This window comes from Fructilactobacillus frigidiflavus (assembly GCF_044054575.1).
Taxonomy (GTDB): Bacteria; Bacillota; Bacilli; order Lactobacillales; family Lactobacillaceae; genus Fructilactobacillus; species Fructilactobacillus frigidiflavus.
In genome coordinates this window covers 1,245,323-1,271,582 of the sequence record NZ_CP168716.1, presented here as the reverse complement: position 1 = coordinate 1,271,582, position 26,260 = coordinate 1,245,323, and the positions used below count along the sequence as shown (strand labels likewise).

General features: G+C 34.3%; 24 protein-coding genes. 10 read left to right on the top strand and 14 right to left on the bottom strand.

Annotation, left to right across the window (positions count from 1 at the left end; all coding sequences use genetic code 11):
* Window positions 1-2: 2 nt before the first annotated feature.
* The 4 genes from ACEPSS_RS06385 to cydC are packed head-to-tail and all read left to right on the top strand — an operon-like array spanning window position 3 to window position 5,973.
* Window positions 3-1,442 carry a cytochrome ubiquinol oxidase subunit I gene (locus tag ACEPSS_RS06385; RefSeq protein WP_395318434.1) on the top strand — a complete coding sequence of 480 codons (1,440 nt, stop codon included), beginning with the start codon at window positions 3-5 and terminating at the stop codon, window positions 1,440-1,442.
* Window positions 1,439-2,473: a cytochrome d ubiquinol oxidase subunit II gene (cydB, locus tag ACEPSS_RS06380; RefSeq protein ID WP_395318432.1), complete on the top strand. Its 1,035-nt coding sequence runs from the start codon at window positions 1,439-1,441 to the stop codon at window positions 2,471-2,473. The genes ACEPSS_RS06385 and cydB overlap by 4 nt, the downstream gene beginning before the upstream one ends.
* Window positions 2,474-2,492: 19 nt before the next feature.
* Window positions 2,493-4,235, top strand: a complete 1,743-nt coding sequence (gene cydD / locus ACEPSS_RS06375) for a thiol reductant ABC exporter subunit CydD (RefSeq protein ID WP_395318430.1) — start codon at window positions 2,493-2,495, stop codon at window positions 4,233-4,235.
* Entirely contained in the window at window positions 4,228-5,973 is a 1,746-nt protein-coding gene (gene cydC / locus ACEPSS_RS06370; RefSeq protein ID WP_395318428.1) for a thiol reductant ABC exporter subunit CydC, read from the top strand. Before cydD ends, cydC begins: the two co-directional genes overlap by 8 nt.
* Here cydC and ACEPSS_RS06365 read toward each other — a convergent pair whose 3' ends face one another.
* The 4 genes from ACEPSS_RS06365 to ACEPSS_RS06350 form a co-directional block, all read right to left on the bottom strand.
* Entirely contained in the window at window positions 5,974-6,939 is a 966-nt protein-coding gene (locus tag ACEPSS_RS06365) for a polyprenyl synthetase family protein (RefSeq protein ID WP_395318426.1), read from the bottom strand.
* A gap of 97 nt (window positions 6,940-7,036) precedes the next feature.
* Complete coding sequence (locus ACEPSS_RS06360; RefSeq protein WP_395318425.1) at window positions 7,037-7,744, bottom strand: DnaD domain-containing protein; 708 nt, start codon at window positions 7,742-7,744, stop codon at window positions 7,037-7,039.
* 12 nt (window positions 7,745-7,756) lie between these two features.
* Complete coding sequence (locus ACEPSS_RS06355; protein WP_395318423.1) at window positions 7,757-8,254, bottom strand: hypothetical protein; 498 nt, start codon at window positions 8,252-8,254, stop codon at window positions 7,757-7,759.
* 47 nt (window positions 8,255-8,301) lie between these two features.
* The gene (locus tag ACEPSS_RS06350; protein ID WP_395318421.1) at window positions 8,302-11,103 is read right to left on the bottom strand and encodes a helicase C-terminal domain-containing protein; all 2,802 of its coding nucleotides are present in this window, start codon (window positions 11,101-11,103) and stop codon (window positions 8,302-8,304) included.
* A 143-nt stretch (window positions 11,104-11,246) separates the two neighbouring features.
* Here ACEPSS_RS06350 and mvk point away from each other — a divergent pair, with 143 nt between their 5' ends.
* From mvk to fni, 4 genes are read left to right on the top strand one after another with little or no spacing between them, the layout of a single operon-like run.
* A complete protein-coding gene (gene mvk / locus ACEPSS_RS06345) occupies window positions 11,247-12,185 on the top strand; it encodes a mevalonate kinase (RefSeq protein WP_395318418.1) in 939 nt (312 codons plus the stop codon).
* A gap of 12 nt (window positions 12,186-12,197) precedes the next feature.
* Window positions 12,198-13,181 carry a diphosphomevalonate decarboxylase gene (mvaD, locus tag ACEPSS_RS06340; RefSeq protein ID WP_395318416.1) on the top strand — a complete coding sequence of 328 codons (984 nt, stop codon included), beginning with the start codon at window positions 12,198-12,200 and terminating at the stop codon, window positions 13,179-13,181.
* 27 nt (window positions 13,182-13,208) lie between these two features.
* Window positions 13,209-14,276, top strand: coding sequence for a phosphomevalonate kinase (locus ACEPSS_RS06335; protein WP_395318414.1), 1,068 nt, complete (start codon window positions 13,209-13,211; stop codon window positions 14,274-14,276).
* Between the two features lie 12 nt (window positions 14,277-14,288).
* The gene (gene fni / locus ACEPSS_RS06330; RefSeq protein ID WP_395318412.1) at window positions 14,289-15,320 is read left to right on the top strand and encodes a type 2 isopentenyl-diphosphate Delta-isomerase; all 1,032 of its coding nucleotides are present in this window, start codon (window positions 14,289-14,291) and stop codon (window positions 15,318-15,320) included.
* Between the two features lie 29 nt (window positions 15,321-15,349).
* On the opposite strand, the gene ACEPSS_RS06325 is transcribed toward fni, so the two are convergent.
* Together ACEPSS_RS06325 and glpK are read right to left on the bottom strand one after the other, a co-directional pair.
* A complete protein-coding gene (locus ACEPSS_RS06325; RefSeq protein ID WP_395318410.1) occupies window positions 15,350-16,690 on the bottom strand; it encodes an RsmB/NOP family class I SAM-dependent RNA methyltransferase in 1,341 nt (446 codons plus the stop codon).
* On the bottom strand, window positions 16,687-18,192 hold the full coding sequence (gene glpK, locus ACEPSS_RS06320; RefSeq protein WP_395318408.1) for a glycerol kinase GlpK: 1,506 nt from the start codon (window positions 18,190-18,192) through the stop codon (window positions 16,687-16,689). The genes ACEPSS_RS06325 and glpK overlap by 4 nt, the downstream gene beginning before the upstream one ends.
* 160 nt (window positions 18,193-18,352) lie before the next feature.
* Here glpK and ACEPSS_RS06315 point away from each other — a divergent pair, with 160 nt between their 5' ends.
* Both ACEPSS_RS06315 and ACEPSS_RS06310 read left to right on the top strand, forming a co-directional pair.
* Window positions 18,353-19,234 carry a 3-hydroxyacyl-CoA dehydrogenase gene (locus ACEPSS_RS06315; RefSeq protein ID WP_395318406.1) on the top strand — a complete coding sequence of 294 codons (882 nt, stop codon included), beginning with the start codon at window positions 18,353-18,355 and terminating at the stop codon, window positions 19,232-19,234.
* Window positions 19,235-19,343: 109 nt separating this feature from the next.
* The gene (locus tag ACEPSS_RS06310; protein ID WP_395318404.1) at window positions 19,344-20,768 is read left to right on the top strand and encodes a C69 family dipeptidase; all 1,425 of its coding nucleotides are present in this window, start codon (window positions 19,344-19,346) and stop codon (window positions 20,766-20,768) included.
* A 61-nt stretch (window positions 20,769-20,829) separates the two neighbouring features.
* Here ACEPSS_RS06310 and rplS read toward each other — a convergent pair whose 3' ends face one another.
* The 8 genes from rplS to ftsY all read right to left on the bottom strand — a co-directional run bounded on the left by rplS (window position 20,830) and on the right by ftsY (window position 26,259).
* Window positions 20,830-21,189, bottom strand: coding sequence for a 50S ribosomal protein L19 (gene rplS / locus ACEPSS_RS06305; RefSeq protein WP_395318402.1), 360 nt, complete (start codon window positions 21,187-21,189; stop codon window positions 20,830-20,832).
* A 110-nt stretch (window positions 21,190-21,299) separates the two neighbouring features.
* Window positions 21,300-22,049, bottom strand: a complete 750-nt coding sequence (trmD, locus tag ACEPSS_RS06300) for a tRNA (guanosine(37)-N1)-methyltransferase TrmD (protein ID WP_395318400.1) — start codon at window positions 22,047-22,049, stop codon at window positions 21,300-21,302.
* A 1-nt stretch (window position 22,050) separates the two neighbouring features.
* A complete protein-coding gene (gene rimM, locus ACEPSS_RS06295) occupies window positions 22,051-22,566 on the bottom strand; it encodes a ribosome maturation factor RimM (protein ID WP_395318398.1) in 516 nt (171 codons plus the stop codon).
* Between the two features lie 61 nt (window positions 22,567-22,627).
* Window positions 22,628-22,873, bottom strand: a complete 246-nt coding sequence (locus ACEPSS_RS06290) for a KH domain-containing protein (protein WP_395318396.1) — start codon at window positions 22,871-22,873, stop codon at window positions 22,628-22,630.
* A gap of 8 nt (window positions 22,874-22,881) precedes the next feature.
* Window positions 22,882-23,160 carry a 30S ribosomal protein S16 gene (gene rpsP, locus ACEPSS_RS06285; RefSeq protein ID WP_395318394.1) on the bottom strand — a complete coding sequence of 93 codons (279 nt, stop codon included), beginning with the start codon at window positions 23,158-23,160 and terminating at the stop codon, window positions 22,882-22,884.
* 84 nt (window positions 23,161-23,244) lie between these two features.
* Window positions 23,245-24,675 (bottom strand): signal recognition particle protein, encoded by a 1,431-nt coding sequence (gene ffh, locus ACEPSS_RS06280; protein ID WP_395318393.1) that lies wholly within the window; start codon window positions 24,673-24,675, stop codon window positions 23,245-23,247.
* Window positions 24,676-24,685: 10 nt separating this feature from the next.
* Window positions 24,686-25,045, bottom strand: coding sequence for a putative DNA-binding protein (locus ACEPSS_RS06275; protein ID WP_395318391.1), 360 nt, complete (start codon window positions 25,043-25,045; stop codon window positions 24,686-24,688).
* Window positions 25,046-25,047: 2 nt separating this feature from the next.
* Window positions 25,048-26,259, bottom strand: coding sequence for a signal recognition particle-docking protein FtsY (ftsY, locus tag ACEPSS_RS06270; RefSeq protein WP_395318388.1), 1,212 nt, complete (start codon window positions 26,257-26,259; stop codon window positions 25,048-25,050).
* Between the last annotated feature and the right edge of the window lies 1 nt (window position 26,260).

Here is a 26,260-nt window from a genome sequence, read left to right as displayed (position 1 = left end):
TAATGTTAAATCTAGGACTTAGTGTTTTACCACTAGCTCGTTTCCAATTTGCAATGACAACTATTTTTCACTTTTTCTTTGTTCCAATGTCAATTGGACTAGCATTAGTTGTCGCAATTATGGAAACTTTATACGTAATCAAAAAAGACCCAATGTACAAAACCATGACTAAGTTTTGGGGAAGAATTTTCCTACTTAGTTTTGCGGTTGGAGTCGTTACTGGTTTAATTCAAGAATTTCAATTCGGAATGAACTGGTCTGAATACTCAAGATTTATGGGAGATATTTTTGGGGCTCCCCTTGCAATTGAAGCATTACTAGCTTTCTTCATGGAATCAACTTTCATTGGAGTTTGGATGTTTACTTGGGATAAATTGAAACCAGCTTGGCATGCCTTGATGATTTGGTTAGTATTTATTGGATCATCAATTTCCGCCCTTTGGATTCTTGCTGCTAACAGTTTTATGCAACATCCAGTTGGTTACAAAATTAATACTGAAACTGGTCACGTTCAAATGACTAGCTTCTCTGCTTTACTTAAAAACCAACAATTATGGTATGAATTCCCCCATGTAATCTTTGGAGCATTTATTACTGGGGCATTCATCGTTGCAGGATTATCTGCAATTATGTTATTTAGAAACAAGTCGCCTAAGTTCTTTAGAAAATCAATGCGAATTGGTTTGATTATCGGATTATTTGCTTGTATGGGTAGTTTTATTTCAGGTGATATGCAGACGCAATACTTGATTAAAGAACAACCAATGAAATTTGCCGCTACCGAAGGAATTTATAAAAACACCGAAAGTCCAGCTCCTTGGACCGTTTTCCAAATTACTAACGAAAAGGATCATAAAGGTGAATTTAAGATTGAAGTTCCTTATATGTTAAGTATTCTTTCTTATCACAAACTTTCTGGTTCTGTAACTGGAATGGATCAAACTAACAAAGAACTTCACAAGAAATATAACAAAAAATTTGGTAAAGATATGAATTACAATCTACCAGTTAATACTTTATTCTTTGCTTTCCGGATTATGGGAGCTGGATTTGGTGCTTTAGCTGGGCTTGCAATTTTAGGTCTTTGGTTCTCAAGAAAGAAAAAAGATACAATTTTAAAACAAAAATGGCTTACCCTACTTCTTGGAATTGCAACATTTGGGCCATTCATTATTAATTCATCTGGATGGTTAGTTACAGAACTTGGTCGTGATCCATGGGTTGTTTACGGATTACTTCCAATTGCAGCAGCTGTTTCACCTTCCACTTCTGCAACTTCAGTATTATTTACTAACATTGTTTACTTCTTGTTATTTACTACCTTAGGTTTCTTCATGATTATGTATGCAAAACACTTCTTATTTGAAGGACCTGAAGGTTTAGGTGATAAGACAAATTACGATCTTGAAGATCCATTTTCTAAGGGGGCATTTGAAAAATGAGTTTCTTACAATTATTATGGTATGCCGTAATTGGTTTACTTTTCATTCTCTTCTTAGTTCTTGATGGTGCGGATTTTGGGGTTGGAATGGCTACTAGATTTCTAGCATCTAACTACACCGAACGAAAATTATTGCTTAGAACCATTGGACCACATTGGGATGGTAATGAAGTTTTCTTAGTTACTGCTGGTGGAGCAATGTTTGCTTCCCTACCTGGTTGGTATGCAAGTTTATTTTCAGGATTCTACCTTCTCTTATTCTTTGTTTTAATTGCGTTAATTTTTAGAGGAGTTTCCTTTGAATTTGCAGATGCTGCTTTAACCGATAAAGGTAAACGTGGCTGGTTATGGGTTAACTTTATTTCATGTTTGTTTATTCCCTTTTTACTAGGAATGCTATTTACCGATATGATTCAACCATTACCAATTGATGCTGGTGGAAATGTTTTCGTAAGTTTTTACAACGTGGTTAATCCCCTTTCAATACTTGGTGGACTTTGTATTACTGCTGTATCACTTTATCAGGGATTAAATTACATTGCGCTTCGTACAGAAGGTTTACTCCGTTATCATGCTTCCCGTTTAGCTGATAATTTATATTGGATTGCTTATCCTGTTGAAGTATTAATCGTAATTGCTTTGTACTTCCAAACTAATTTTTACGAACGTCATCTTGTAGCAACTTTAGTTTTCTTAGTTTTAATTGTTGCAGTAACGATTTGGGGACAAATTGCATGTGCAACTGATAAAGAAGTTCAAGCAATTATGGCTAGTTCATCATTATTTGCATTAATCGTAATGTTAATCTTCACTGGATTATTCCCATATGTTTTAATTGCGGATAATCCTGCCCATAGTTTGTTAATTAAAAATGTTTCTTCTTCACCATATACTTTAGTGATAATGACAATTGTGTTGGTAATTCTTTTACCAATTATGCTTGCCTACTTTATTTGGAGTTATGCATCACAATGGCACCGAATTTCACTTAAAGAATTCAAAAAAGAATTGGAAAATGGTGAAGGATATTAGTTAAGATTGGAGAATTGATATGTTTGATAAACAACTCATGTCTATTCCCGGTGTCAAAAAGTTAATTACTAAACTTAGTTGTTTGGCAGTTATCCAATCTTTAGCAATTATATTAGAGGCTTACTTCTTATCAGTAGCAGTCGTTAATACATGGAGCTTAAAAAAAATTACAGCATTGCTCTTGCCAATGCTGTATTTTTTTATAGCCTTTGTGGTTCGCTATTTGATCACCAGAATTGAAAATCAATTAACTGATCATTTTGCAACGAAAGCTACTGGTGAAATTAAAACTCAATTGCTTACTAAAGAATTTGAGCTTGGTCCTCGGATGATTAGTCAAATCGGATCAGGTCATTTAATTACTTTGGCACTTGAGGGAACAGATAAAATTGAAAATTATTTTAATTTAATTATTCTAAAAACCGTTAATATGTCAATCATTCCAGTTGTTTTATTAATTGCAATTTTTATGATTGATTTCATTTCTGGAATTACCCTCTTTTTAGTTTTTCCCATCATTATTATTTTTATGATTATCTTAGGCCTAGCTGCGCAAGCAAAATCAGCCCGTCAGTACAAAGGTTTTAAAGATATGTCAAATAATTTCGTAGATACGATGCGGGGATTAAAAACTTTAAAACTTTTTGGCTTAAGTGATAAGTATGCTGATAACCTTTATCGGGTTAGTGAAAATTATCGGAAGAGTACCATGAGTGTCTTAAAAGTTGCTTTACTTTCAACTTTTGCTCTTGATTTTTTCACTACCATTTCAATTGCAATTGTAGCGGTCTTTTTAGGAGTTGCCTTAATTGACGGTAAAATTTTATTATTACCTGCTTTAACCATTTTAGTTTTAGCTCCCGATTATTTTTTACCAGTTAGAGATTTTGGTGATGATTACCATGCTACTTTAGACGGTAAAAACGCGTTAACTAATATTTTTGAGATATTAAAAATCAAATCCCCTTCTAGTAAAATAAAATTAACTAATTTTACTGGTTGGAAGCAAAATAGCGAATTAAAGGTTACCGATTTAAACTTTCTTTACGATAAAACTAGTCCAGCTCTAAAAAAGATTAATTTTGAAATTAAAGGGTATCAAAAAATTGGGATTGTTGGACGTTCTGGTTCCGGTAAGTCAACCCTTTTAAATATGTTAGGCGGTTGGCTTGAACCATCCAATGCCAATCAATTACCATTTAATGTGGACGGTGAAAAAGTCGATAGTTTAGCCCAAATCGAATGGCAAAAACACATTAGTTATATTCCCCAAGATCCGTATATTTTCACTGGTACAATTGCTGAAAATATTGCTTTTTATCAACCCCAAGCAAGTGCCCAACAAATTAAAAGTGCCGCAGAAAAAGCCGGACTAATTGATTTTATTAGTCAATTAAAAGATGGTTTTGCTACCAAAATTGGTGAGAGTGGTCGTGGAATTAGTGGTGGTCAAGCTCAACGAATTGCACTTGCTCGGACCTTGTTAGATAGTAATCGAGAAATTTTATTATTAGATGAACCAACTGCTCATTTAGATATTGAAACGGAATATGAGCTTAAACAAACAATGTTGCCCATTTTTAAAAATCATTTAGTCGTATTTGCAACTCATCGTCTTCATTGGATGCAAAATATGGATTATATTTTGGTGATGGATGATGGTAAGTTAGTGGAACAAGGAACACCTACCGAATTAATGAATAAAAATGGAATCTATAGAGAATTAATTGATGAGATTCGAGGTGCAGATCAAAATGCGTAAAATCTTTAAAAATGATACGTGGATTAAGCCCTATCTAGCTAGATATAAAAAACTTTTAGTTCTAGTATTTTTCTTAGGAGTACTAACCTTTTTCTGTGCCATTGGATTAATGTTTGTGGCCGGATATCTAATTAGTCGGTCAGCCACTCATCCCTATAATATTTTAATTGTTTATGTACCCGTTCTTTTAACTCGAGCATTTGGGATTGGAAGACCACTATTTAAATATTTAGAACGAATTAATAGTCATAATTGGGTATTGAAAGTTACGTCCTTATTAAGAAAGCGGTTATACGTTACCCTTGAAACTAGTGCTATGTTTTTAACTAGTAAATTTCAAACTGGGGATTTGCTCAGTATTTTAGCTGAGGATATTGATCATTTGGAAAATCTATATTTAAGAACGATTTTTCCGACCATCGTCGCTTATATTACTGGAACCATTGTAGTTATCTGTTTGGGAATTGTTAGCTGGCCTTACGCCCTTTTTATGTTAGCTTGTTTTGCAATTATCTTACTGTTTATTCCCTTGGCTTCGGTTGCCATGAGAGGAGCTGCTAAGGAGTACGAAAAATCATTGGTTCATGAATCATACAGTGAATTAACCGATGCAACCTTTGGGATTGGTGATTGGATGATTTCTGGAAGAAAAAATGGCTTCTTAAAACGCGTTACACAAAATGATGCTAAGTTAGCTCAATCCAATTTCAAAACTCATAAATATGAATGGAATCGTGATTTACTGGTTAAAATAATGTTTGCAATTATTTTAATTGGTACACTGGTTTGGTCAAACTGGTTTTTCACTACTTCACAGGCAATGGCTAATTATGCAGCAGCATTTGTATTAGGGGTCTTTCCCTTGATGGACGCCTTTATCCCTGTCAGTCAAGCCATGGAAGAATGGCCAATGTATAAGGAATCAGTTGTCAGATTAAATAAACTATCGAATGACGAAGTTAAGCTTCATCCAAATCAATCTAAGGCTAATCCAGCTACCTTTAAAGAAATTAAAATGAATGATGTAACTTTTAATTATCCTGGCGAATCAATTAGTTTAATTAAAAATGTTTCTTTAGAAGTAAAAAAAGGCCAAAAATTGGCAATTATTGGGCCAAGTGGCGTGGGAAAAACGACCCTTCTTCAATTATTATTAGGTGCTTTAGTTCCAACTGATGGATCAGTAACCATTGATGGCATTAATGTTTTGAGATTACAGAAAAATCAGGCTAAATGGTTTAGCGTTTTAGATCAGCGTCCCTTTCTATTTAATACCTCTGTTTTAAATAACGTTCGTATTGGAAATGAAGATGCCAGTGATGAAGCGGTTAAGCAAGCATTAAAAGATGTCGGACTAGCTGATTATATTCAATCTTTACCGGATGGATATGACACTAACGTTCGCGAAAGTGGAGTTCGTTTTTCTGGTGGACAACGCCAACGATTAGCATTGGCTAGAATTTTATTGCAAAATAATCCAATTGTGCTACTTGACGAACCCACAGTTGGGCTTGATCCAATTACCGAAAATGATTTAATTAATACGCTAGATCGGGTCTTAAAGGATAAAACAGTTATTTGGGTAACCCATCATCTTCAAGGATTATCAAATATGAATCAAGTTATTTTCTTAGAGAACGGATCAATTAAAATGCAAGGAATTCCAACCGAGCTATATAAAAACAACCCCCGTTACCGTAAGCTATATGCTATGGATCAAGGAGTTGTTCAAGATTAACTATTCAAATAATTTTGCAACAATCATGTTTAACGTTAGTTTTGCATGACCATCAGGTAAGTTGTTAATTAATTGGGTACATTCATTGAGAGTCTTAACCAGGGTCTTATGAGCTTTTTCTAAGCCCCCACTCAATTCAATAATATTTTGAATCTTTTGAAGATCAGCTGAACCTAGCTGGTCTTTTTTTAGTAGCGTACGTAATTCTTTTTTATAACTAGTTTGCAAAGTATAAATGATAGGAAGTGTATAAATTCCCTCTGTAACGTCTTCTAATTTTGGCTTACCAGTCGTGTAGGTTGGATTAAAATCAAGTAAGTCATCTCTAATTTGAAAAGCATCACCTAACTTAGATCCAATTTTTTCTGCTAATTTAATAATTGATTCATCAGCACCACCTAAGATTGCCCCTTCAGCAGCACTATTAATAAATAAAGCTGAAGTTTTTCCGTTGATGGCTTTAAAATAATCACTTTCTGATCTTTTTAAATTGTTTTTAGATAGACTTTGATGTAATTCACCATCTAAGATCGATTGAATTAACTCAATATTAAAATTCAAATTCTTTTTATCAGGTGCATATTCAATTAATAATTTAAAATATTGAGTGAATAGATAATCACCTAGGTAAATTGCTTCATGTTGCCCAAATTGTTGATTTAGGGTTTTGGCAGTACGACGTAAGTCTGATTCATCAATGACATCATCATGAACTAATGATGCTAAATGAATTATTTCGATTGAAGCTGCAGCCTTTTCAAACAACAATTCATCATGATTAGGTCCAAATTCACTAAATAATAATAGTAAAGCTGCCCGAAGCATTTTCCCATTACCATTAATTAAATTATCAATCCCCTTTTTAAACTTTCGATTATCAATGTTGATTTGATTAATCATGATTTTTTGCGTTGTTTTTAATTTATTTTCTAAAGTTGGGAACTGTTTCCATAAACTATAATCCATAAATTTTACTTTTCCTTAATGTTTTTAGTTATATTCTATCATATTAAATCATAGTTAAAATTAAAAAAACATGAATGACAATTTTACCATCCATGTACTATTGCTTTTTAATTTTAAAAATTGGGATTTTAGGTAATTCTGCTGGTTGCTGATTTGATCCATTTTTTTGTTGTTCATAATTAGCATGTTGAGCCTCAACTTGAGCAGCCGTCGTGATATTTTGTTTTTTCCAAGCAATTAAAATACGGTCAATGTATTTTAAACTATAAACTTGCTTTAAAACAGCTTCTCGAAGTGCTAATTTAACAATTTTAGTTGAATATTTATCAACCGTTAACCAGCTATTAATCGTTTCTAGTTCAATTGGCGATAGAGGACGTCCAAATTCCTGGGTAAAATCATTAAATAGCGTTTGGCGCTTTGTTAAAGTTTCTTGGTGTGACTCCTTCTGATTATCATCTACTTCAACTTTAGTAGTAGGTTGTTGCTGTAAGATTTGATTTATTTTCTGATGAAGAGGTTTAAAACTATATTCAGTTGCGGTTTTGCTACCATCAACGATTGCAATGAATTGCTTTGAGACCAATTGATGAATGGTATCAAAAACAAGACTAGTTTCAAATCCCGTTGCATCAGCAATTAATTGTGGTTCAGGGAACGGATTTCCCTGTTCTTTCAAGTAAAATAGTTCAATTAATATAACTGTTTCAGTTGCTGTTAAACCAAATTGTTTTAGATTAGTCAAAAGCACACCTGAAATATTAACCGACCCATATTCTAAGTATTTAATTAAACTACTATCCATAGTTAGTCCACCTTATACATGCCATGACTTAAGTACGTTACCATTTTTAAAATTAATGGTAACGTACTTATAACTGCCATCTTCATTTTTTAAAGAGACCAGCCAAGCAGGCTTATTCTTAACTAAAATTAAGCCTACATTTGTCAGCCTTTGTTTATTATTATCTTTGGCAATCATTTCTGCACGAGTTTGACTAATGCCATCTGATTGTTTAAAAATTTTGATGTGTTTCATACTTTTGTTAACAACCGCAAATGATGCTTGATTAGCTTTATTTTTTCCCGCGACTGAATAATAGATGGTTCCAACGTTATTTTTACTGAAATTTGAGACATCGTGAAATTTAGCATACTTCTCCACTAAATCAATGGTGATTGCTTGTTTTTTTTGAAATGGACGTTGGGCAATATGAAGTACCGTTAGCCCCGTTAAAGTAAGAACAATGACTAATGCCAGTAATAACTTTGAATACCGTAATAATCGCATACGTAATAATCTTTTTTCTCGCATAAATAACCTCTTTTAATTTGCTGTAATAATTTAATTATAGCAAATTATCATCTTTTTTTTGCATTAAAAAATGCTCTATTTTTGGTTGATAATTCTTCAAGGTCTCCCTGGAAAACATTGAGATTATCATTAAATGAACGCATAATTTGGTCACCATACCTCTGGGTTAGTAAGCGATTATCCAAAATGGTGATGGTACCGTAATCATTTTTGTTACGTAGCAAACGACCCATTCCTTGTTTTAAATCCATAATTGTTTGTGGTAAAGCGTAACTAGTAAATGGATTCTTTTTTTCTTTTCTTAAATAGGTCGTTCGTGCTTTTGTGAGTGGATTATTTGGGGCAGCAAATGGAAGTCTGGGAATAATAACTGATTTTAAATAGTTATCAGGAAAATCAACCCCTTCCCAAAATCCCTTTGCCCCTAGAATAATTGGGTTCTTAGTTTCTTGAAATTTTCTAATGATTTTATCTTGACTACCTGAGATTCCTGATCCCAAAACGTAAGGATGCTTTTCCCGTGAACAAATGTTTTGGTAAACGGCTTCGATTAATTTAAGGGAATTGAACAATACAAGGGTTGGAACTGGGTAACTATTGTATATATCAAGAACCGAGTCAGCCAAGTATTGCACGTACGCATCGTTATGCACATCTTCGGGCATTGGGGTTTGCGTTGAGATGAGTAATTGGGTTTGATTATCATAATCAAAATCCGATTTAAGTCGCTTCATCCTGGTATTATTCCGGTTTAAATCGAGTTGGTCATAGATAAATTGAGATTTTTTTGAAGTGAATAAGACCGCGCCAGTAAAAATAGTTGGTTGAAAGTATTTATAAATATCTTTACTCAAGGTATTTGTAGAATTTAGTTGAAAACTTTCCAAAGTAACGTTATTTGGATCATGATCACTGCCATATTTCATCAAAATTACATCTGCCAATTCATCAATTGAAAAATCAGTAATAATCTGTGTCAATTGGTTAATAAATTCAATGATTTGGTTCAAATGTTCATTGAATTTTAAAAACGATTCATAATCTGATGGCATCCAACGTTCAGAATTATTTGAAATTTGAAAATTAAAGTTTTTTAAAATCAAAGTTAAGTCATGATTTAACTGACTTATTTTCAAAAATTGTAAACGATTTAAATTGATAAAATCTTGTAGTTTATCACGACGTAAGCCCTTTACAAATTCTTGAGCCTTGAGCCGTTTCATAAAACTTTTAGCAAATTGATTATTTAAGTAGCTATTAATTTCTGCAATTTGATCAACTAGTTTGATAATTTTTGCTGTTTCAGAAAGTAAATGATGATCATTTGCAAAAATATCATTTAAATTTTCAGCATGCGTTTGAAAAACATCATTTCTGACTCGTCCACTATTTTGTTTAATGGTACCGAGCCATAAATGATTTTGTTGAGCATTATAGGCAACTTCGGAAAGCTTAGCTGCTTCATCGATTACTAAATATGGCTTCTGGTTTAAGGTTTCATTAATTTTACGAGCGTTTTGATATAAATAATTATGGTTGGTAATTACTAAATCAGCATTTTTCAGTTTTTCGGTCTGGCGATTAAGGAAATCATAACTGCCTAAATCAAGATTATCATCAGAAAAACCAGCTTGATAATTAATTTGATTGGTTATCATAGCTTTTTTAGGTAATCCTAATTCGTCTAAGTCCCCAGTTTCAGTTTCAGTTAACCAAACTAAAATTTTTGCTTTAATAAATTGTGATTGTTTATTCCCATCATCGATGATTAGACTTAATAAAAATCGGTTTAAATCCAAATAATGACTTTTACCTTTCAAAATGACAGAACTAAATCCAAACCCCAGTTGCTGATTTAGGACCTGGTTCACGGTTTTTTGTAATTGATTTTGCAAAGCGATTGTGGCGGTACTAATTACCACCGATTTGCCCTTACGACATAAGTAAGCCATTGGAATTAAATAGCCTAATGTTTTACCACTTCCGGTAGGTGCTTCAATTAACAAATTAGTAGGTTTCTTCTTACTATCATTAAAATTACGATAGATAAGATTCATCATTTTACTCTGTGATTCTCGCCAACTATAATTTGGTTCTAAGAGTTTTAACTTTTTATTTTTAGTTGTGGGAAATTGAGGGATTTTTAGATGATCAGTTGGGTTTTGAGTTTTAGGCTTTTTAAGTACCACGCCTTCTACATTGATTAAATCTTTTGGTAAAGAATGGGACTTACTATTTCCACTTTGATACAATGATTTAATGAAGTCATTAGTATCCTGGGGTAAATCGAGATTAAGCTCTAAAATACTTTTTAAAGTGGTTTGCGGAATTGTTTTAATTTTGTCCGTAATTTTAAGGAGTAAGACTGCGGTTGCCGCTGCGTCACTAGCAGATGAATGCGGATGTTTATGCGTAATTTTAAAGTGGCTACTTAAATCACTTAAGCGATAACTATTTAAAGCTGGAAAGAAAATTTGCGTTAAACTAACCGTATCAATAGCCGGGATTTCTAATTCTGGAAAACCAACTTTTTCTAAGAAGGTATTCAAAAAAGGAAAGTCAAAATTAACATTATGCGCCACAAACACAGTGTTTTTTAATTTTTTGTAGATAGTTGCTGCTACTTGGTCAAAGGTTGGTGCATTTTTAATTGTCTCGCTAGTAATTCCAGTTAGCTTTGAAATTTCATCTGAGATTTCGACTCTATCATTAATGTAGGTTGAATAGGCGTCAACTACTTGATGATTTTTCACAAATCTTACGCTAAATTGTATAATATGTGCCCCTTGTTTGATACTGGTTCCGGTAGTTTCCATATCAACAACTGCATATGTCGTATTTTGATCCATTAATCTCCCTACTCTCGTTCTTATAAGCTACTCTAATTCTACTACAAAATCCTTTAAATCGATAATATCAAATCACTCTGAATGATTGGTTATATCAGCAAATATGATAAAATATAACAGTTAAGAAAGTGAGCGATTATTAAATGAATAAAGAAGCAACCGGAAAGAGTCATGCAAAAGTCATTTTTTTAGGTGAACACAGTGCTGTTTACCAAAAACCAGCGATTGTGCTTCCCCTTCCCCAAATTGAAGTTACAGCGATTATCAAACCCAATCATTCTGATGAATCTAGAATTGATAGTCAATACTTTAATGGTCCGCTATCGAAATTGCCCGTCACAATGTTGGGACTCGCTAAGTTAATTGATCGCTTAAATCAAGCTCTAAATAATCAACAGCTTAATTTTGACATTCAAATTATTAGTGAGATTCCCCTTGGTCGTGGAATGGGATCGTCAGCTGCAATTTCAGCTGCAATTACTCGAGCTTACTTTGCCTACTTTAAACGATCATTAGACAGTCAAGCCTTAGATCAGTTTATTAACGTGGAGGAGTCAATTACGCACGGAAATCCAAGTGGAATTGATGCTAAAACGGTAATTTCTGATCAACCAATCTTATTTGAAAATTCGAAGTTTATAAAAATTTCCTTTAACACAACGGGCTATATCATCATTGCCGATACTGGGGTTTCTAGTAACACTAAAACCGCGGTTGATCAGGTACGAAAGCAGTTAAATCATAATCCAGAAATTGTTAAACAAGAAATTAATCAATTAGGTGATTTAACAGAACAAGCGAAAATCACTTTAAATAAGAATGTAATCAAAAAAACTGGTCAAATAATGAATCAAGCCCAAACAATTTTAGCTAATTTAGGGGTTAGTTCTCCAGAAATTGATCATTTAATTTCTGTCGCTAAAGCAAATGGCGCTTTAGGTGCCAAATTAACTGGAAGTGGTATGGGTGGTTGTATTATTGCAATTTCTAATAGTAGCAAGCAAGCCCAAATGATTAAAACCCAATTACTAAAAAATGGGGCTAAGTCAGCTTGGATTCAATCCTTAAATGAAATTAACTAGTGAGGCAAATTAATGACAATTTCTAAAACTAAAATTACTGCTCGAGCACACACCAACATTGCTTTAATTAAATATTGGGGTAAAGCAAATCAAAAGTTAAAGTTACCTACGACCAGTAGTCTATCACTAACTTTAAATGATTTTTACACTGATACATCTGTTTTATTTAATGAAGCCCTTACCGAAGATAAAATTATTTTCAATGGAGAGCAATTACCAAAAGAAAAAGCTCAACGAATTGTTAAATTTCTTGATTTGGTAAGAGATTTAGCTCATATCAATGTCTATGCAGAAGTTTCTACAATTAATAAGGTTCCCACTGCTGCTGGATTAGCGTCTTCTGCATCTGGTTTTGCAGCCCTTGCTGCCGCAGCTAGTAAAGCAATTGGGTTAGAATTAAGTAAAAGAGACCTTTCGCGGTTAGCTCGACAAGGATCTGGTTCTGCAACTAGAAGTATTTACGGTGGTTTTGTAGAATGGGAAAAAGGAACTAACGATGAAACATCGTATGCAATTCCAATTGAAGAACACGTTGATTGGCCAATTAACGTAGTTGCGGTCATGGTTAATCAATCTGAAAAGCAAATGAGTAGTTCCAAGGGAATGCAAATCTCCGTTAAGACCTCCCCTTACTACGCTGTTTGGGAAAAGATTTCTGTCCAAGCACTTGAAAAAATCAAAGTTGCGATTAAAAATCGTGATTTTAACGAAATGGGAAAAATTGCTGAAGAAAATGCCATGCAAATGCATGCGTTAACTTTGAGCTCATCACCTGATTTCACTTACTTTGATGCTGATTCATTGAAAGTCATGAATTTAGTTCATAGTTTGCGAAAAAATGGATTAGCTTGTTATTTTACAATGGATGCTGGTCCAAATGTTAAAATATTAGTAGAAAAAGCCAACACTACTAAATTAGTTAAGGAATTAGAAAAACAATTCGGTTCAGATAAAATTGTGGTTACCACGCCAGGACCAGGAATTGAGTACCAATAAAAATATATTACGAAAGAAGTTATTTTTTTGATTACTACAAAAGCACCCGGAAAATTATATCTAGCTGGCGAATACGCCGTGGTCGAGACTGGACACCCTGCAATTATTGCCGCAGTTAATCGATTTGTCACTGCTGAAATTGAAGAAGCAAAAGATTTTGGAACCATCACTTCGCAACAATATGAAAAAACCATGTTACATTGGCAACGAATTAATTCAGAAATTGTTTTAGATGATCGGGATAATCCTTTTAAATACATCGTTTCTGCTATCAAAGTTGTTGAAGAATACGTTAAATCGCTACAACTTAAACTAAAAACGTTTAACATTAACATTAATAGCGAATTAGATAGTGGTGACGGAAAAAAGTATGGGCTAGGCTCCTCTGCCGCTGTAACAGTTGCAACCATCAAAGCTGTTTGTAAACTATATCAACTAAATTTAACTAAAATTGAGTTGTTTAAGTTAGCTGCCATTGCCCATTTTGAAGTTCAAGGAAATGGATCACTAGGCGACATTGCTTCTAGTGTTTTTGGAGGATTAATTTCTTATACTTCGTTTGATCGGACTTGGCTATCAGGCTTTAGAAAAAGAGTTTCATTGAACAAGCTAGTTAAGTTAGAGTGGCCAAGTCTAGAAATCATTCCTTTAAAAATCCCTTCCAATTTGAAGTTTTTAGTGGGTTGGTCGGGAGCACCTGCCTCAACTTCCCACTTAATTGATAAGGTCGAGTTGAAAAAAGGAAAAAACAACACGCGTTATCAAAAGTTTTTACATGATAGTAATAAATGTGTTCATGATATTACTAATGGTTTTCATCAAGATAACATTAAAATTATTATGAATAACATTAAAAGAAATCGCCAACTCTTACTAGAATTAGGTCATATGGCTAATGTTGTGATTGAAACCCCTAAGCTTAAAGAATTAATTGAAATTGCTGATTATTTTGGTGGTGCAGCAAAAACCTCTGGAGCTGGTGGTGGTGATTGCGGAATTGTCTTTATCAAAAATGATCAGTCAGTTAATCAATTAGTTGAATCTTGGGCAAAACACGGAATTGAGCGTTTAGATATTGAAATTTATAATTATTAAGAGGTTGTCATAATGGTAAGTATTCAGTCACACCGCAAAGATGAGCATTTATCTTTAGCCAAAAAATTTCATAAAACAACGGCACAGGCTGGATTTGACCAAATTCGGTTTGTCCCTAACCCACTTCCCGAAATTGATTTTGCGGATGTTGATATCTCTACTAGCGTTGGTTCGTTAAACTTTAAGGTCCCCTTTTACATTGAAGCAATGACTGGTGGTAGTGAATATACTGGAAAGATTAACCGCCAATTAAGTGAAATTGCTGAAAAATTACAGCTTGCTATGGCAGTAGGAAGTGAAAGTGTTGCACTTCGGGAACCCCAACTCGAAAAAACCTTTTCAATTCTTAAGGAAAGCAACCCGCAAGGACTAAAAATTGCCAATTTAAGTGCTAATGCTTCAATTGAAGAGGTTAAGAAAGCAGTGAAATTGATTAACGCTAGTGCCATCGAACTACATATTAATGTTGCTCAAGAAGTGGTAATGCCTGAAGGTGATTGTACTTTTAAGTGGCTTGATAATATCAAAAGAATTGTTAGTAATTTGGCGCTTCCCGTAATTGTTAAAGAAGTTGGGTTTGGTATGTCACAAGAAGCCATTCAACAATTAAAAGCAATTGGGGTCCAATATATCAATCTTGGTGGTAAAGGTGGGACAAATTTTGTTCAAATCGAAAATTTCCGCCGGACTAACAAAGATATGAATTACCTTGAAGATTGGGGATTAACCACAGTTGAATCATTATTTGAGGCGCAAGCAGTTCCTGATTTGCACTACATTGCTGCTGGTGGAATCACTACCCCACTTGATATTGTTAAAGCCCTTTATTTAGGTGCTGACGCTGTTGGCGTTGCAAGTGCAGTATTAACTTCACTAATTGATAACGGTTGTGAAAAGACCGAAATAATGCTTTCAGAGTGGATTTATGGAATTAAAGCTATTTTTGTAATGCTTGGAGTAAAAAACATCACTGAACTAAGAAAGCGTAAACTTATTATTAGTGCTGAATTACAAAATTATTTGCAACAAAGAAACCTAAACTAAAAACGACTTCGATAATGAAGTCGTTTTTATTATGCTTTAAAGCGTAATCCTTTTGGAAAGAAGTTCTTAATGGTCCCTGACACTACTTTTCCAAAGCCCACTGACATTTCATCACAAATTAAGAGATACCACCCTTTTTCTAAACTTGAGTTAGTTGAAATCGTATCTCCATGAACATATATTTTCCATTCTGCTCGAGTAATGTTTAATTTATTTTTTACATCATTAGGATTAATTTCTAATGCTAGACCATACGCTGGTTCAATCCGATTTTTCTTAATTTGTCCTAATGGTGTTCCTGGACGCATCACCTTTAAGCCATCTAGATTAGGAATTTCTGGATTAAATGAATAAAGGGTTTCTCCAAATTTTAATAAGTTTTGGGGATTAAAATTAACAAAATTAGCTTCCTTAAATTTTTCCCAGTCTTTTTTAAGTGCTCCAGAGACATTAGACCGTTGATATTTAATTTTTCCCGGAGTCCCCTCATCTAGATTTTGTAATTTAGCCACAAAATGACCATCACCTTTAAATAAATGGGGAAATAAGCGTACCGTATTACTTAAAGCTGAATTTCCATTTGCCCAATCTGGTCTTCCACTACTCATTCCTTTAAACCTTTTAATTGGTAAAATTTTAAAGTTATAGTTTTCAACTAACCAAGCAATAATCTGTTCATCTTCTTCGGGGGCAAAAGTACAAGTTGAGTAAATAATTTGGCCACCTGGTTTTAACATTTTCACGGCTGCTTTGATAATTTCACGTTGCAAGGTAGCACACTCTTGGGGATAATTTTCTGACCAATAAGTGGTGGCATCGTGATTTTTTCGAAACATGCCCTCACCTGAACAAGGTGCATCAATTAAAATTTTATCAAAATATTTTTTGAAATGTTTGGCTAAATTATCTGGATTTTCATTTAAAATCAATGGATTCTTAACGCCAAATCTTTCAATGTTTTCCACTAAAATTTTAGCTCTTCCTCGGTCAATTTCATTTGAGACCAATAGCCCTTGGTTCTGCATCAAATTGGCCAATTGAGTTGACTTTCCTCCGGGTGCGGCACAAAGATCTAAAACTTTTTCACCCGGTTGTGGATTAGCGACTTGGGCTACAAACATTGCTGATGGTTCTTGGCTATAAATATAACCACTTTGATGTTCTGGTGATTTTCCATCAATTTTACCAATAAAACCATTATCAACATATTCAATTGGTTGCTCGGTATTAACTTGGATTTTAGCTTTTGGTTTTAACTGATTAATTCGAAATCCGTGATCAGGATTATCATCAAAACTGTTAAGGAAAGCTGGATACTCATCACCTAAAAGTTGTTGGTATTTTTCTTTAAATTTTTCTGGTAAGTTCACTTATTATTCTCCTCAAAGGTTTCCGTAGCTTTAATTGCATTTTTCCAATTATGGTATAGTTGGATTCTTTTAGTTTCAGCCATCTTAGCATTGAAAGATTTTCCAACCGGCTTAATGGCTTTTAATTCGTCAATTTCTTTCCAATAGCCAACTGCTAGCCCAGCTAGAAAAGCGGCTCCAAGGGCTGTTGATTCAGCAGTTGCAGAACGTTCAATTGATTGATCTAAGATATCTGCTTGAAATTGCATTAAAAAATCATTTTTGGAAACTCCCCCATCAATTACTAGTGAATTTAATGGGACCTGAGTTTCTTCAGTCATGGTATTAATTACATCTTTAGTTTGGAACGCTAATGACTCTAGGGTTGCTTTAACGATTTCATTAATTCCAGTATGATGAGTGATGCCTAAAATGGAACCTCGCACGTTTTCGTTCCAGTAAGGTGCCCCTAATCCGGTAAAAGCTGGGACTACAAATAACGGTTCATCATTAGCGGCAGCTGCCATTTCTGCAGTTTTAGTCACATCATCAATTAGTTTCAGTTCATCTTTTAGCCATTGAATAGCAGCCCCAGCAATGAAGATGCTACCTTCGAAGGCATAGTAAACTTTTCCGTTAATTCCATAAGCAATTGTGGTTAAGAGACCTCGTTGTGAAAACTTAGGTTTATCACCTAAGTTCATCATAATAAAGGCCCCAGTTCCGTAAGTATTTTTAGTCATACCGGGATCTAGTGCTAATTGTCCAAATAACGAAGCCTGTTGATCTCCAGCAATTCCAGAAATAGGAATTTGAACTCCCATGAAAGTAAAGTTTTGCGTATAACCATAAATATGTGAAGATTCTTCAACTTGAGGCAGCATCTTTTTGGGGATGTTAAAAATGTCTAATAGTTCTTGATCCCATTTTAATTGATTAATGTTAAATAGCATGGTTCTACTAGCATTAGTCACATCAGTTGCATGGACTTTACCAGCAGTTAATTTCCATAGTAACCAAGTATCAATGGTTCCAAACAATAAATCGCCGGTTTCTGCTAATTCCTGTGCTCCAGGAACTTGATCTAAAATCCACCTGATTTTAGTAGCTGAAAAATATGAATCGATAATTAAGCCCGTAGTTTGTTGAATTTTATCTGCTAGTCCTTGTTGTTTAATTTGTTTAGTAAGATCATTGGTTTGTTTGGATTGCCACACAATTGCGTTATAAATTGGTTTTCCGGTCGTTTTATTCCAAACCACAGTGGTTTCCCTTTGGTTACTAATTCCAATTGAACGAACCTTATATGGTTGGGTTTCCGTTTGAAATAAAACGTCAGAAATCACTGATTCCGTTTTATTCCAAATCTCGTTAGCGTCTTGTTCCACCCACCCTGGATTAGGAAAAATTTGTTTGATTTCTTTTTGGGAACGTCCAATTTCTTGTCCCTGATGATTAAATAAAATAGCACGGACTGAAGTGGTTCCTTCGTCAATTGCCATGATATATTGTTCGTTTTTCATAATAAACTCCGTTTGTTTTTAGTATTTTAATTATAACGCTTATAAGAGTTTTAGTAATTTTTTTTGCTATCTTCTGGAGGTGCAATTAATTTTTTTTAAAAGTTACTGGTGCTATACTTGGCTTGTAAAATAACGGGTTAATTAATAAGGGAGATTCAAAATGGAATTTAAAAAGGTTACTGTCGTCGGTGGCGGAACGTTAGGTTCACAAATTGCTTATATGTCAGCTTTTCACGGTAAGGACGTTACTATTTGGGGTAGAAAAGATAGTTCGCTTGATCATGCTAAAGAACGAATTGGTCGTTGGGCTCAAGCGGTTAAAGAAGATCTTGATGCTACCAAGGCACAATTAGATGCAGCAACAAATCATCTTACTTACACAACTGACCTAGCAAAAGCACTTAAAGGTGCTGATCTTGTAATTGAAGCTCTTCCAGAAAATATCGAAACTAAAAAAGATTTCTATGCAAAATTCGCTAAATTAGCTGATCCTAAAACAATTGTTGCCACGAATACATCAACCCTTTTACCATCACAATTTGCTGACGATACTGGTCGTCCTGATAAATTTTTAGCTTATCATTTTGCCAATGAGATTTGGAAAAATAATACTGCTGAAATTATGTCACAAAGTAAAACTGATAAAGATCTTCCAGCAATGTTTGTCAAATACTCTAGAGAAATTGGAATGGTCCCATTATTAGTTAACAAAGAACAACCCGGTTATATTTTAAACTCCTTGTTAGTTCCATTCTTAACTGCTGGGATTCAACTTTGGGTTAAAGGAATTTCTGATCCTAGAACCATTGATAAAACTTGGATGATTGCGACTGGTTCACCAATGGGACCCTTTGGTTTTGTTGATATGATTGGATTGAGAACTGTTTATGAGATTAATAAAATGACAGAAGATTCAACTTCACAAAAAGCCGCCGAATTATTAAAAAAGATGATTGATAAAGGTGAAATTGGGGTGGAAGCAGGAAAAGGATTTTACACTTATCCTAATCCAGAGTACAAAAAAGTTGATTTCTTAAAATAAGATTTAGAGCTAATTCGATATCAGTTGAATTAGCTTTTTGTTTTTATAATAGCTCGTTTACTAGTGGTAAAATAGCAGTAACGGAAAAATGAAACGAAGGAGCATATTTATGAATAATTTTGAATTTTCTGCTTGTACTAGTATTCTAGTTGGTAAAGCTGCGACCACGGATGGAAGTACCTTAATTGGAAGAAACGAAGATTGTAAGGCAGCATGGCCTAAACGTTTCGTTGTAAATGAACACAAAATTTTTGCTAAACCGCAAAAGTTTGTTTCAAAAGACAATGGTTTTACAATTGAGCTACCCAAAGAACGTGCCAAATATACAGCAACTCCCGAATGGACAGACAAGTATGGAGTTTTTGAAGAGGATGGGATTAATGAATATGGGGTCGCAGTTAGTGCTACTGAAAGTACCTATGCTAATAATCAAGTCCTCGGGTTTGATCCCTTAGTTGCTGATGGAATTGGTGAAGAAGCGATTGTAACCGTAATTCTCCCCTACATTAAATCAGCAGTGGAAGGAGTTAATCGTTTAGGTAAAATTGTTAGTAAATATGGTGCTTCTGAGACGAACGGAATTTTATTTTCTGATGCTGAGGAAGTTTGGTATTTTGAGATTGGCTCTGGTCATCATTGGGTTGCTCAGCGAATTCCTGATGATTGTTATGCAGTAGTTGCTAATCAAATGGCGATTCAAACTGTTGATTTTGACAAACCCCAAGATTTCAAATGGTCCAGTGACATTCAAAAGTTTGTCGCTGATAATTCTTTAAATCCTAATCGTCATGGATTTAATTTTAGAGAGATTTTTGGAACCCAAACTCAAGCAGATGCTTATTATAGTACTCCCCGAGTTTGGTATGGTCAAAAGATGTTTAATCCAACAATTGAACAAGATCCGGAATCACAAAATTTACCATTCCTTCGAAAAAGTGAGCACTTAATTTCGGTTTTTGATGCTCAAGCTTTTCTTAGTTCCCATTTTCAAGAAACGGTCTATGATCCAATTGGAAGTGGAACGGAAACCGAAAAACACAAATTCAGACCAATTAGTTTTGCCAAAACACAAGAAGCGCACGTTTTACAACTATCTAATCAATACCCTAAAGAAATTGGTGATATCCATTGGCTTTTAATGGGAGTTGGGGCTCAAAGTACATTTGTTCCATTTTTTGCGGGAATCACTGATACGCCACCAGAATACAAGTATGAAGTTGGCCATGATTATGATGCTAAATCCGCCTATTGGATTTTTAAATTAGTTGGTATTTTAGTTGATTCTCATTATCTTCAATTTAATGACCAATTGAAAGATGTCCAGAACCAATTAATGCAACAATACATTGCTAACGTGCATGACGCCCAAATTGCTTCTTTGAATAATAACCAAGCTTTGAATGAGTTGGCAAATCATTATAGTTTTAAATCTGCTACGCTTGCGTTAACCGAATATCAAAAGCTTGCTGCAAAATTAATTACCGCTTCTACTGATTTTTCACCCCTCAACTATCAACAAGATTTGAATCTATAAACCTAAAATTTACGTATAAAAAAAGGCCTTGTAATTACTACAAGGTCTTTTTTTATACTTATTAACGTTTTTTGAATGATTGCTTGATACGAGCAGCCTTTCCTTGACGATCGCGTAAGTAGTATAGTTTTGAACGACGAACTTTACCACGACGAATAACTTCAAGCTTAGCAACACGTGGTGAGTTTAATGGGAAGATTCTTTCTACCCCAACACCATTACTGATCTTACGAACAGTGTAAGTAGCTTGGATTCCAGCACCATGACGTTTGATAACGACACCAGTAAAGTTTTGGATACGTTCTGTATCACCTTCGACAACCTTAACAGATACGTTTACAGTATCTCCGGCACGAAAGTCAGGCATGTCTGAACGTAATTGTTCAGCGTTGATTTTTTCAATCAAATTGTTTTGACGCATAATAAATTCCCCTAACTAGCATTCTTATCTTTGCGACAGCGGAATACTGTTGATTTTTTGGCATTATTGCCAATTAAGATTATAACACATAATAATTCAAAGTTAAATAATTATTTTTCTTCTTCAATTCGCACTTCAGCTAATAGCCGCTTAGCATCTTTAGATAACTTAGCATGGTCAATCATTTCTGGTCGACGAAGATAGGTCTTCCGTAAAGACTCTTTTAAGCGCCAATCAGCAATTTTTTGATGGTCGCCACTAACTAATACTTCAGGGACTTTTTGTCCCCTAAAATCAGCAGGACGCGTATATTGGGGGTATTCTAATAAACCGTCGGAAAAAGAATCTCCAGGAGCAGACTGAGCATTTCCTAAGACCCCAGGAATCAAACGTGAAACGGCATCAATCATTACTAAAGCCGGTAATTCTCCACCAGTTAAAACAAAATTACCAATTGAATATTCATCAGTTACAATTGATTTAATTCGTTCATCAAATCCCTCATAATGGCCACAAATAAAAGTTAGGTGTTCTTCTTTAGCTAATTCTTCGGCTGCCTTTTGATCGAATTGTTTACCTGCAGGGTCAGTTAAAATTACTCGTCCCTTAGGGATCCCCTGTTCTGCATTTACTGTTTGGGTATGATCAAAAGCATCAATAATTGGTTGTGGTTGCAGTAACATACCCGCTCCACCACCGTAAATAGTATCATCTACATTATGGTGTTTATTAGTTGAATAATCCCGAAAATTAGTAATCGAAACATCTAATAAATTGCGGTCAATTGCTTTACCAATAATCGAATCACTTAATGGTCCTTCTAGAATTCGTGGAAATAAACTTAAAATATCAATTTTCATGTTATTCAAGCCCTTCTAAAACATCGACAATTACTTTATGATTCTTTAAATCGACTTTTTTAATTACATCATCAATTTTAGGTAATAATAAGTCAGCTTGATTATCACGCTCAACCACCCACACATCATTTGGGCCTAAATCCATAATATCTTTAATTTTACCGACAGTTTCACCATTTTCTTTAAAGACATCTAAACCAATAATTTGATGATAAAAATAAGTGTCGGGATCTAATTTGAGATTAGTTTGTTGTTCACTAGTTATCTTTAGCGTAGAAGGTTTTAAGTAGAGAACGTCATTAATCGAGTCTAATCCTTTAAAATGAAGTAGGATAAAGTTTTTGTGTTTTCTTTTTCCATCAATTTCTAATTCAACTGTTTTACCATTTTCTAAGAAAGCAGTGACTTTTTCACCCTTTTTAAAACGCTGATCCGGAAAGTCAGTAATTGGTTGTACACGAACTTCACCTTTTAAGCCTTGGGTATTAACGATTTTTCCAATATCAAAGTATTCCATAATTCACCTCTATTAAAAAAAGAACCCTTAAATAAAACAATGTTTTATCTAAGGGTTCTTTTTATTTACCACCATCAATAATAAGTTTCACCCTTTTATTGTCAGCAACATGTACACTATAAATAATAGTACGAATTGTTTGAGCAACTCGACCACGTTTACCAATCACGCGTCCAACATCTTTTGCATTCGTAGATAAAATATACTCATGAAATTCAGCCGTCTCTTGATGATTGATTTTGACATCATCTGGGAACTTAACTAATGGCTTAATGATTTTTTTTATTAAATTATCAAAATTAATCATAATTAAATTTATTTTTTATCAGCTAATTTAATATCGTGAAGTTTTTTCATGATACCAGCATCAGATAAGATGTTTTTAACTGTATCAGATGGTTTGGCACCCTTCTTCAACCAATCAAGAACAGTTTCTTCTTGAAGAGTTACTTGGTCTACTTGAACAAGTGGATTGTAAGTACCAACATTTTCAATGTAACGACCATCACGAGGACTACGTGAATCAGCAACTACGATACGGTAAAATGGATTTTTCTTTGAACCCATACGTTTCAAACGGATTTTAACAGACATAACTACACCTCCTATTGATTTCTTAACAATACTTAGTTTACCAATAAACTTTAGTGATGTAAAGGGTTTTTTCTTTACACCTGATTATTTTCTCTTTTTCTTTCGTTTCTTTTTCTTTAATTTACGGCTCATACGCTTCATGGCTAAACTAGATAGCTTATTCATCCCTTTACCCATGCCAGTTTGTTGCATCAAATTTTCCATTCCGGTCATGTTTCCGTTTGAAATTTGATTCATCATCTTCTTCATTTGATTGAATTGTTTAATCAGACGATTAACACTTTGAATTGGTTGAGCTGAACCTTTAGCAATCCGTCGACGTCTTGATGGATTAAGTACATCTGGATTTTCGCGTTCTTCATTAGTCATTGAATAAATAATGGCTTTAATTCGTTCTAAATCTTTTGGATCCATATCAACGTTTTGTAAGGCCGGATTATTTGCCATTCCAGGAATCATACCCATTAAATTCTTTAAGGGTCCCATGTTTTGAATTTGTTGAAGTTGATCAAGGAAATCATCAAAATTAAAGGTATTTTCTCGCATTTTTTCAGCAAGTTCCATTGATTTCTTTTCATCAATGTTTTTTTGCGTTTTTTCAACGAAAGAAAGTACGTCACCCATTCCAAGAATTCTCGAAGCCATTCGATCTGGATGGAAGACATCTAGATTATCCATTTTTTCACCTTGTCCAGTGAAAAGGATTGGCTTACCAGTAACCGCTTTAATTGATAAAGCAGCTCCACCACGAGTGTCTCCATCTAACTTGGTTAAAACTACTCCGGTTATATCTAAGGCGTCGTTAAAGCCCTCTGCGGTATTAACCGCATTTTGACCAGTCATGGCATCAACCACTAAAAGAATATCAGTTGGGTTAGCAACTGCTTTGATTTCCTTTAATTCGTCCATTAACTTTTCGTCAATTTGTAAACGACCAGCTGTATCAATGAATACGTAATCATTGTGATTTTCTTTTGCAACTTTTAAACCGTCTTCCACAATCTTAACGGGATTAACCTCAGTTCCTTCCTCAAAGACAGGAACATCAATTTGTTTTCCAATTTGTTGAAGTTGTTCAATTGCAGCCGGACGATAAACATCAGCGGCAATCATTAAAGGACGAGCATTTTCATCTTCCTTTAACAGCTTAGCTAATTTACCTACTGTAGTAGTTTTACCAGCCCCTTGAAGACCGGCCATCATAATGATGGTTGGAATTTTAGCGGACTTCTTTAAAGTAGTGGTTTCCCCACCCATCATTTCAGTTAATTCGTCATCAACAATTTTAATGATTTGTTGCCCGGGATTTAAACCCTCTAGAACATTTTCACCCTTTGCTTTCGCCTGTACTTTTTTTACGAAATCACGTACAACGGTGAAATTAACGTCAGCATCAAGGAGTGCTAATCTAATTTCTCGCATGGTTGAACGTAAATCAGCTTCACTAATTTGTCCCTTACCACGCAACTTTCGGAAAGCATCTTGTAATTTGCTGCTTAATCCTTCAAAAGCCATTTTTCAACCTCTATTCTTCTTCAATTTTTTCTAATTGATCAATTAAATTATTTAACGCTAAGTCATTAGGATGCTTTTCTTTGATTAAAGAATCAAGTTTATCAACGACTTTATTACGTTTGATAAACTTTTCGTATAATCCCATCTTAGCTTCGTATGTTTCTAATGTTTTTTCTGTTCTTTTAATATTATCGTAAACTGCCTGCCGACTAACGTTAAAATTTTCTGATATTTCTCCTAATGATAAATCATCGGCATAGTATTGAGAAATATAATCAGCTTGTTTGGTCGTTAGTAAACAACCATAAAAATCAAACAACGAATTAATGTAGTTATCACGAACTAGTTTAACATCAAAATTTTTATCCATTCTTATTCCTTAACTAATCCCTTAAATAAGCCATAGACAAATTTTTCTGGATCAAATTCTTGAAGGTCATTAACCGATTCCCCTAAACCAACGTATTTAACTGGAATGCCAATTTCATTCTTAATTGCAAGAACAATTCCACCCTTAGCAGTCCCGTCAAGTTTAGTTAAAACAATTCCAGAAATATCAGCAACTTCTTTAAAAGTTTTAGCCTGACTCATTGCATTTTGCCCAATGGTTGCATCAATTACTAATAAGACCTCTTGTGGTGCTCCTGGAATTTTATTAGTAATAATCTTATTCATTTTAGCTAATTCTTTCATCAAGTTAACTTTATTTTGTAAACGACCAGCCGTATCAATGAATAAAATATCATAATTATCTGCTTTCGCTTTTTCTACCGCATCATAAACGACTGAGGCCGGATCACTACCTTCTGATTTTTTTACAATATCAACTTTGTCACGTTTTGCCCATTCCGCTAATTGCTGAATTGCTCCTGCACGGAAGGTATCTGCTGCCGCTAAAAGCACCTTTTTCCCTTGTTGTTGGTATTGATGAGCCATTTTACCAATTGTGGTGGTTTTACCAGCTCCATTAACTCCAATAAATAGGATTACAGTAGGTCCATTAGGATTTTCTTTTAACTGATTTTCGTCATTAGTGGGAGCATCATAGATTTCTACTAATTTTTGAATCACGAAGTTTTGTACTTCTTGGTGACCCTTGACGTTATTTAATTTAACGGCCTCTTTTAATTGGTCGCTAATTTCAGTAGCAGTTTGAACCCCTACATCAGATTCAATTAAGGTATCTTCTAAATCGTCAAAGAAATCTTCATCAACACTTCTAAAGTTTGCAAATAGCTGGTTTAATTTTTCACCAAAAGATGATCGACTTTTTTCTAGCCCAGCTTCATAACTAGTTTGGCTATCGTCTCCTTGGTCATCTGATTTAGTTGGTTTCTCAGCATTAGTTTCTTCAAAAGATGTTTCATCCCGTGCATCTGCTTGATTATTTGCTGGTTCTTTTTTTGCTTCAATAATTGGTTGATCGTTAATATCGTTTTTTTCGACAGGTGTTTCAGTTTGTGAAGTTGAATTTTTATCTAATTCAGGACTAGGTTCTTCTGTGGGCTTTTTTTCTTCGTTAAGTTTTGATTCATCAACTGGTTCAGACTCATGTTTTCGTTTGAAAATATCAAATAATCCCATA

Bases quoted from the DNA above. Each gene is read 5' to 3' on its own strand.
- ACEPSS_RS06385 (WP_395318434.1), top strand. From the start codon at position 3: ATGTTAAATCTAGGACTTAGTGTTTTACCACTAGCTCGTTTCCAATTT.
- cydB (WP_395318432.1), top strand. From the start codon at position 1,439: ATGAGTTTCTTACAATTATTATGGTATGCCGTAATTGGTTTACTTTTC.
- cydD (WP_395318430.1), top strand. From the start codon at position 2,493: ATGTTTGATAAACAACTCATGTCTATTCCCGGTGTCAAAAAGTTAATT.
- cydC (WP_395318428.1), top strand. From the start codon at position 4,228: ATGCGTAAAATCTTTAAAAATGATACGTGGATTAAGCCCTATCTAGCT.
- ACEPSS_RS06365 (WP_395318426.1), bottom strand. From the start codon at position 6,939: ATGGATTATAGTTTATGGAAACAGTTCCCAACTTTAGAAAATAAATTA.
- ACEPSS_RS06360 (WP_395318425.1), bottom strand. From the start codon at position 7,744: ATGGATAGTAGTTTAATTAAATACTTAGAATATGGGTCGGTTAATATT.
- ACEPSS_RS06355 (WP_395318423.1), bottom strand. From the start codon at position 8,254: ATGCGAGAAAAAAGATTATTACGTATGCGATTATTACGGTATTCAAAG.
- ACEPSS_RS06350 (WP_395318421.1), bottom strand. From the start codon at position 11,103: ATGGATCAAAATACGACATATGCAGTTGTTGATATGGAAACTACCGGA.
- mvk (WP_395318418.1), top strand. From the start codon at position 11,247: ATGAATAAAGAAGCAACCGGAAAGAGTCATGCAAAAGTCATTTTTTTA.
- mvaD (WP_395318416.1), top strand. From the start codon at position 12,198: ATGACAATTTCTAAAACTAAAATTACTGCTCGAGCACACACCAACATT.
- fni (WP_395318412.1), top strand. From the start codon at position 14,289: ATGGTAAGTATTCAGTCACACCGCAAAGATGAGCATTTATCTTTAGCC.
- glpK (WP_395318408.1), bottom strand. From the start codon at position 18,192: ATGAAAAACGAACAATATATCATGGCAATTGACGAAGGAACCACTTCA.
- ACEPSS_RS06315 (WP_395318406.1), top strand. From the start codon at position 18,353: ATGGAATTTAAAAAGGTTACTGTCGTCGGTGGCGGAACGTTAGGTTCA.
- ACEPSS_RS06310 (WP_395318404.1), top strand. From the start codon at position 19,344: ATGAATAATTTTGAATTTTCTGCTTGTACTAGTATTCTAGTTGGTAAA.
- rplS (WP_395318402.1), bottom strand. From the start codon at position 21,189: ATGCGTCAAAACAATTTGATTGAAAAAATCAACGCTGAACAATTACGT.
- trmD (WP_395318400.1), bottom strand. From the start codon at position 22,049: ATGAAAATTGATATTTTAAGTTTATTTCCACGAATTCTAGAAGGACCA.
- rimM (WP_395318398.1), bottom strand. From the start codon at position 22,566: ATGGAATACTTTGATATTGGAAAAATCGTTAATACCCAAGGCTTAAAA.
- ACEPSS_RS06290 (WP_395318396.1), bottom strand. From the start codon at position 22,873: ATGATTAATTTTGATAATTTAATAAAAAAAATCATTAAGCCATTAGTT.
- rpsP (WP_395318394.1), bottom strand. From the start codon at position 23,160: ATGTCTGTTAAAATCCGTTTGAAACGTATGGGTTCAAAGAAAAATCCA.
- ffh (WP_395318393.1), bottom strand. From the start codon at position 24,675: ATGGCTTTTGAAGGATTAAGCAGCAAATTACAAGATGCTTTCCGAAAG.
- ACEPSS_RS06275 (WP_395318391.1), bottom strand. From the start codon at position 25,045: ATGGATAAAAATTTTGATGTTAAACTAGTTCGTGATAACTACATTAAT.
- ftsY (WP_395318388.1), bottom strand. From the start codon at position 26,259: ATGGGATTATTTGATATTTTCAAACGAAAACATGAGTCTGAACCAGTT.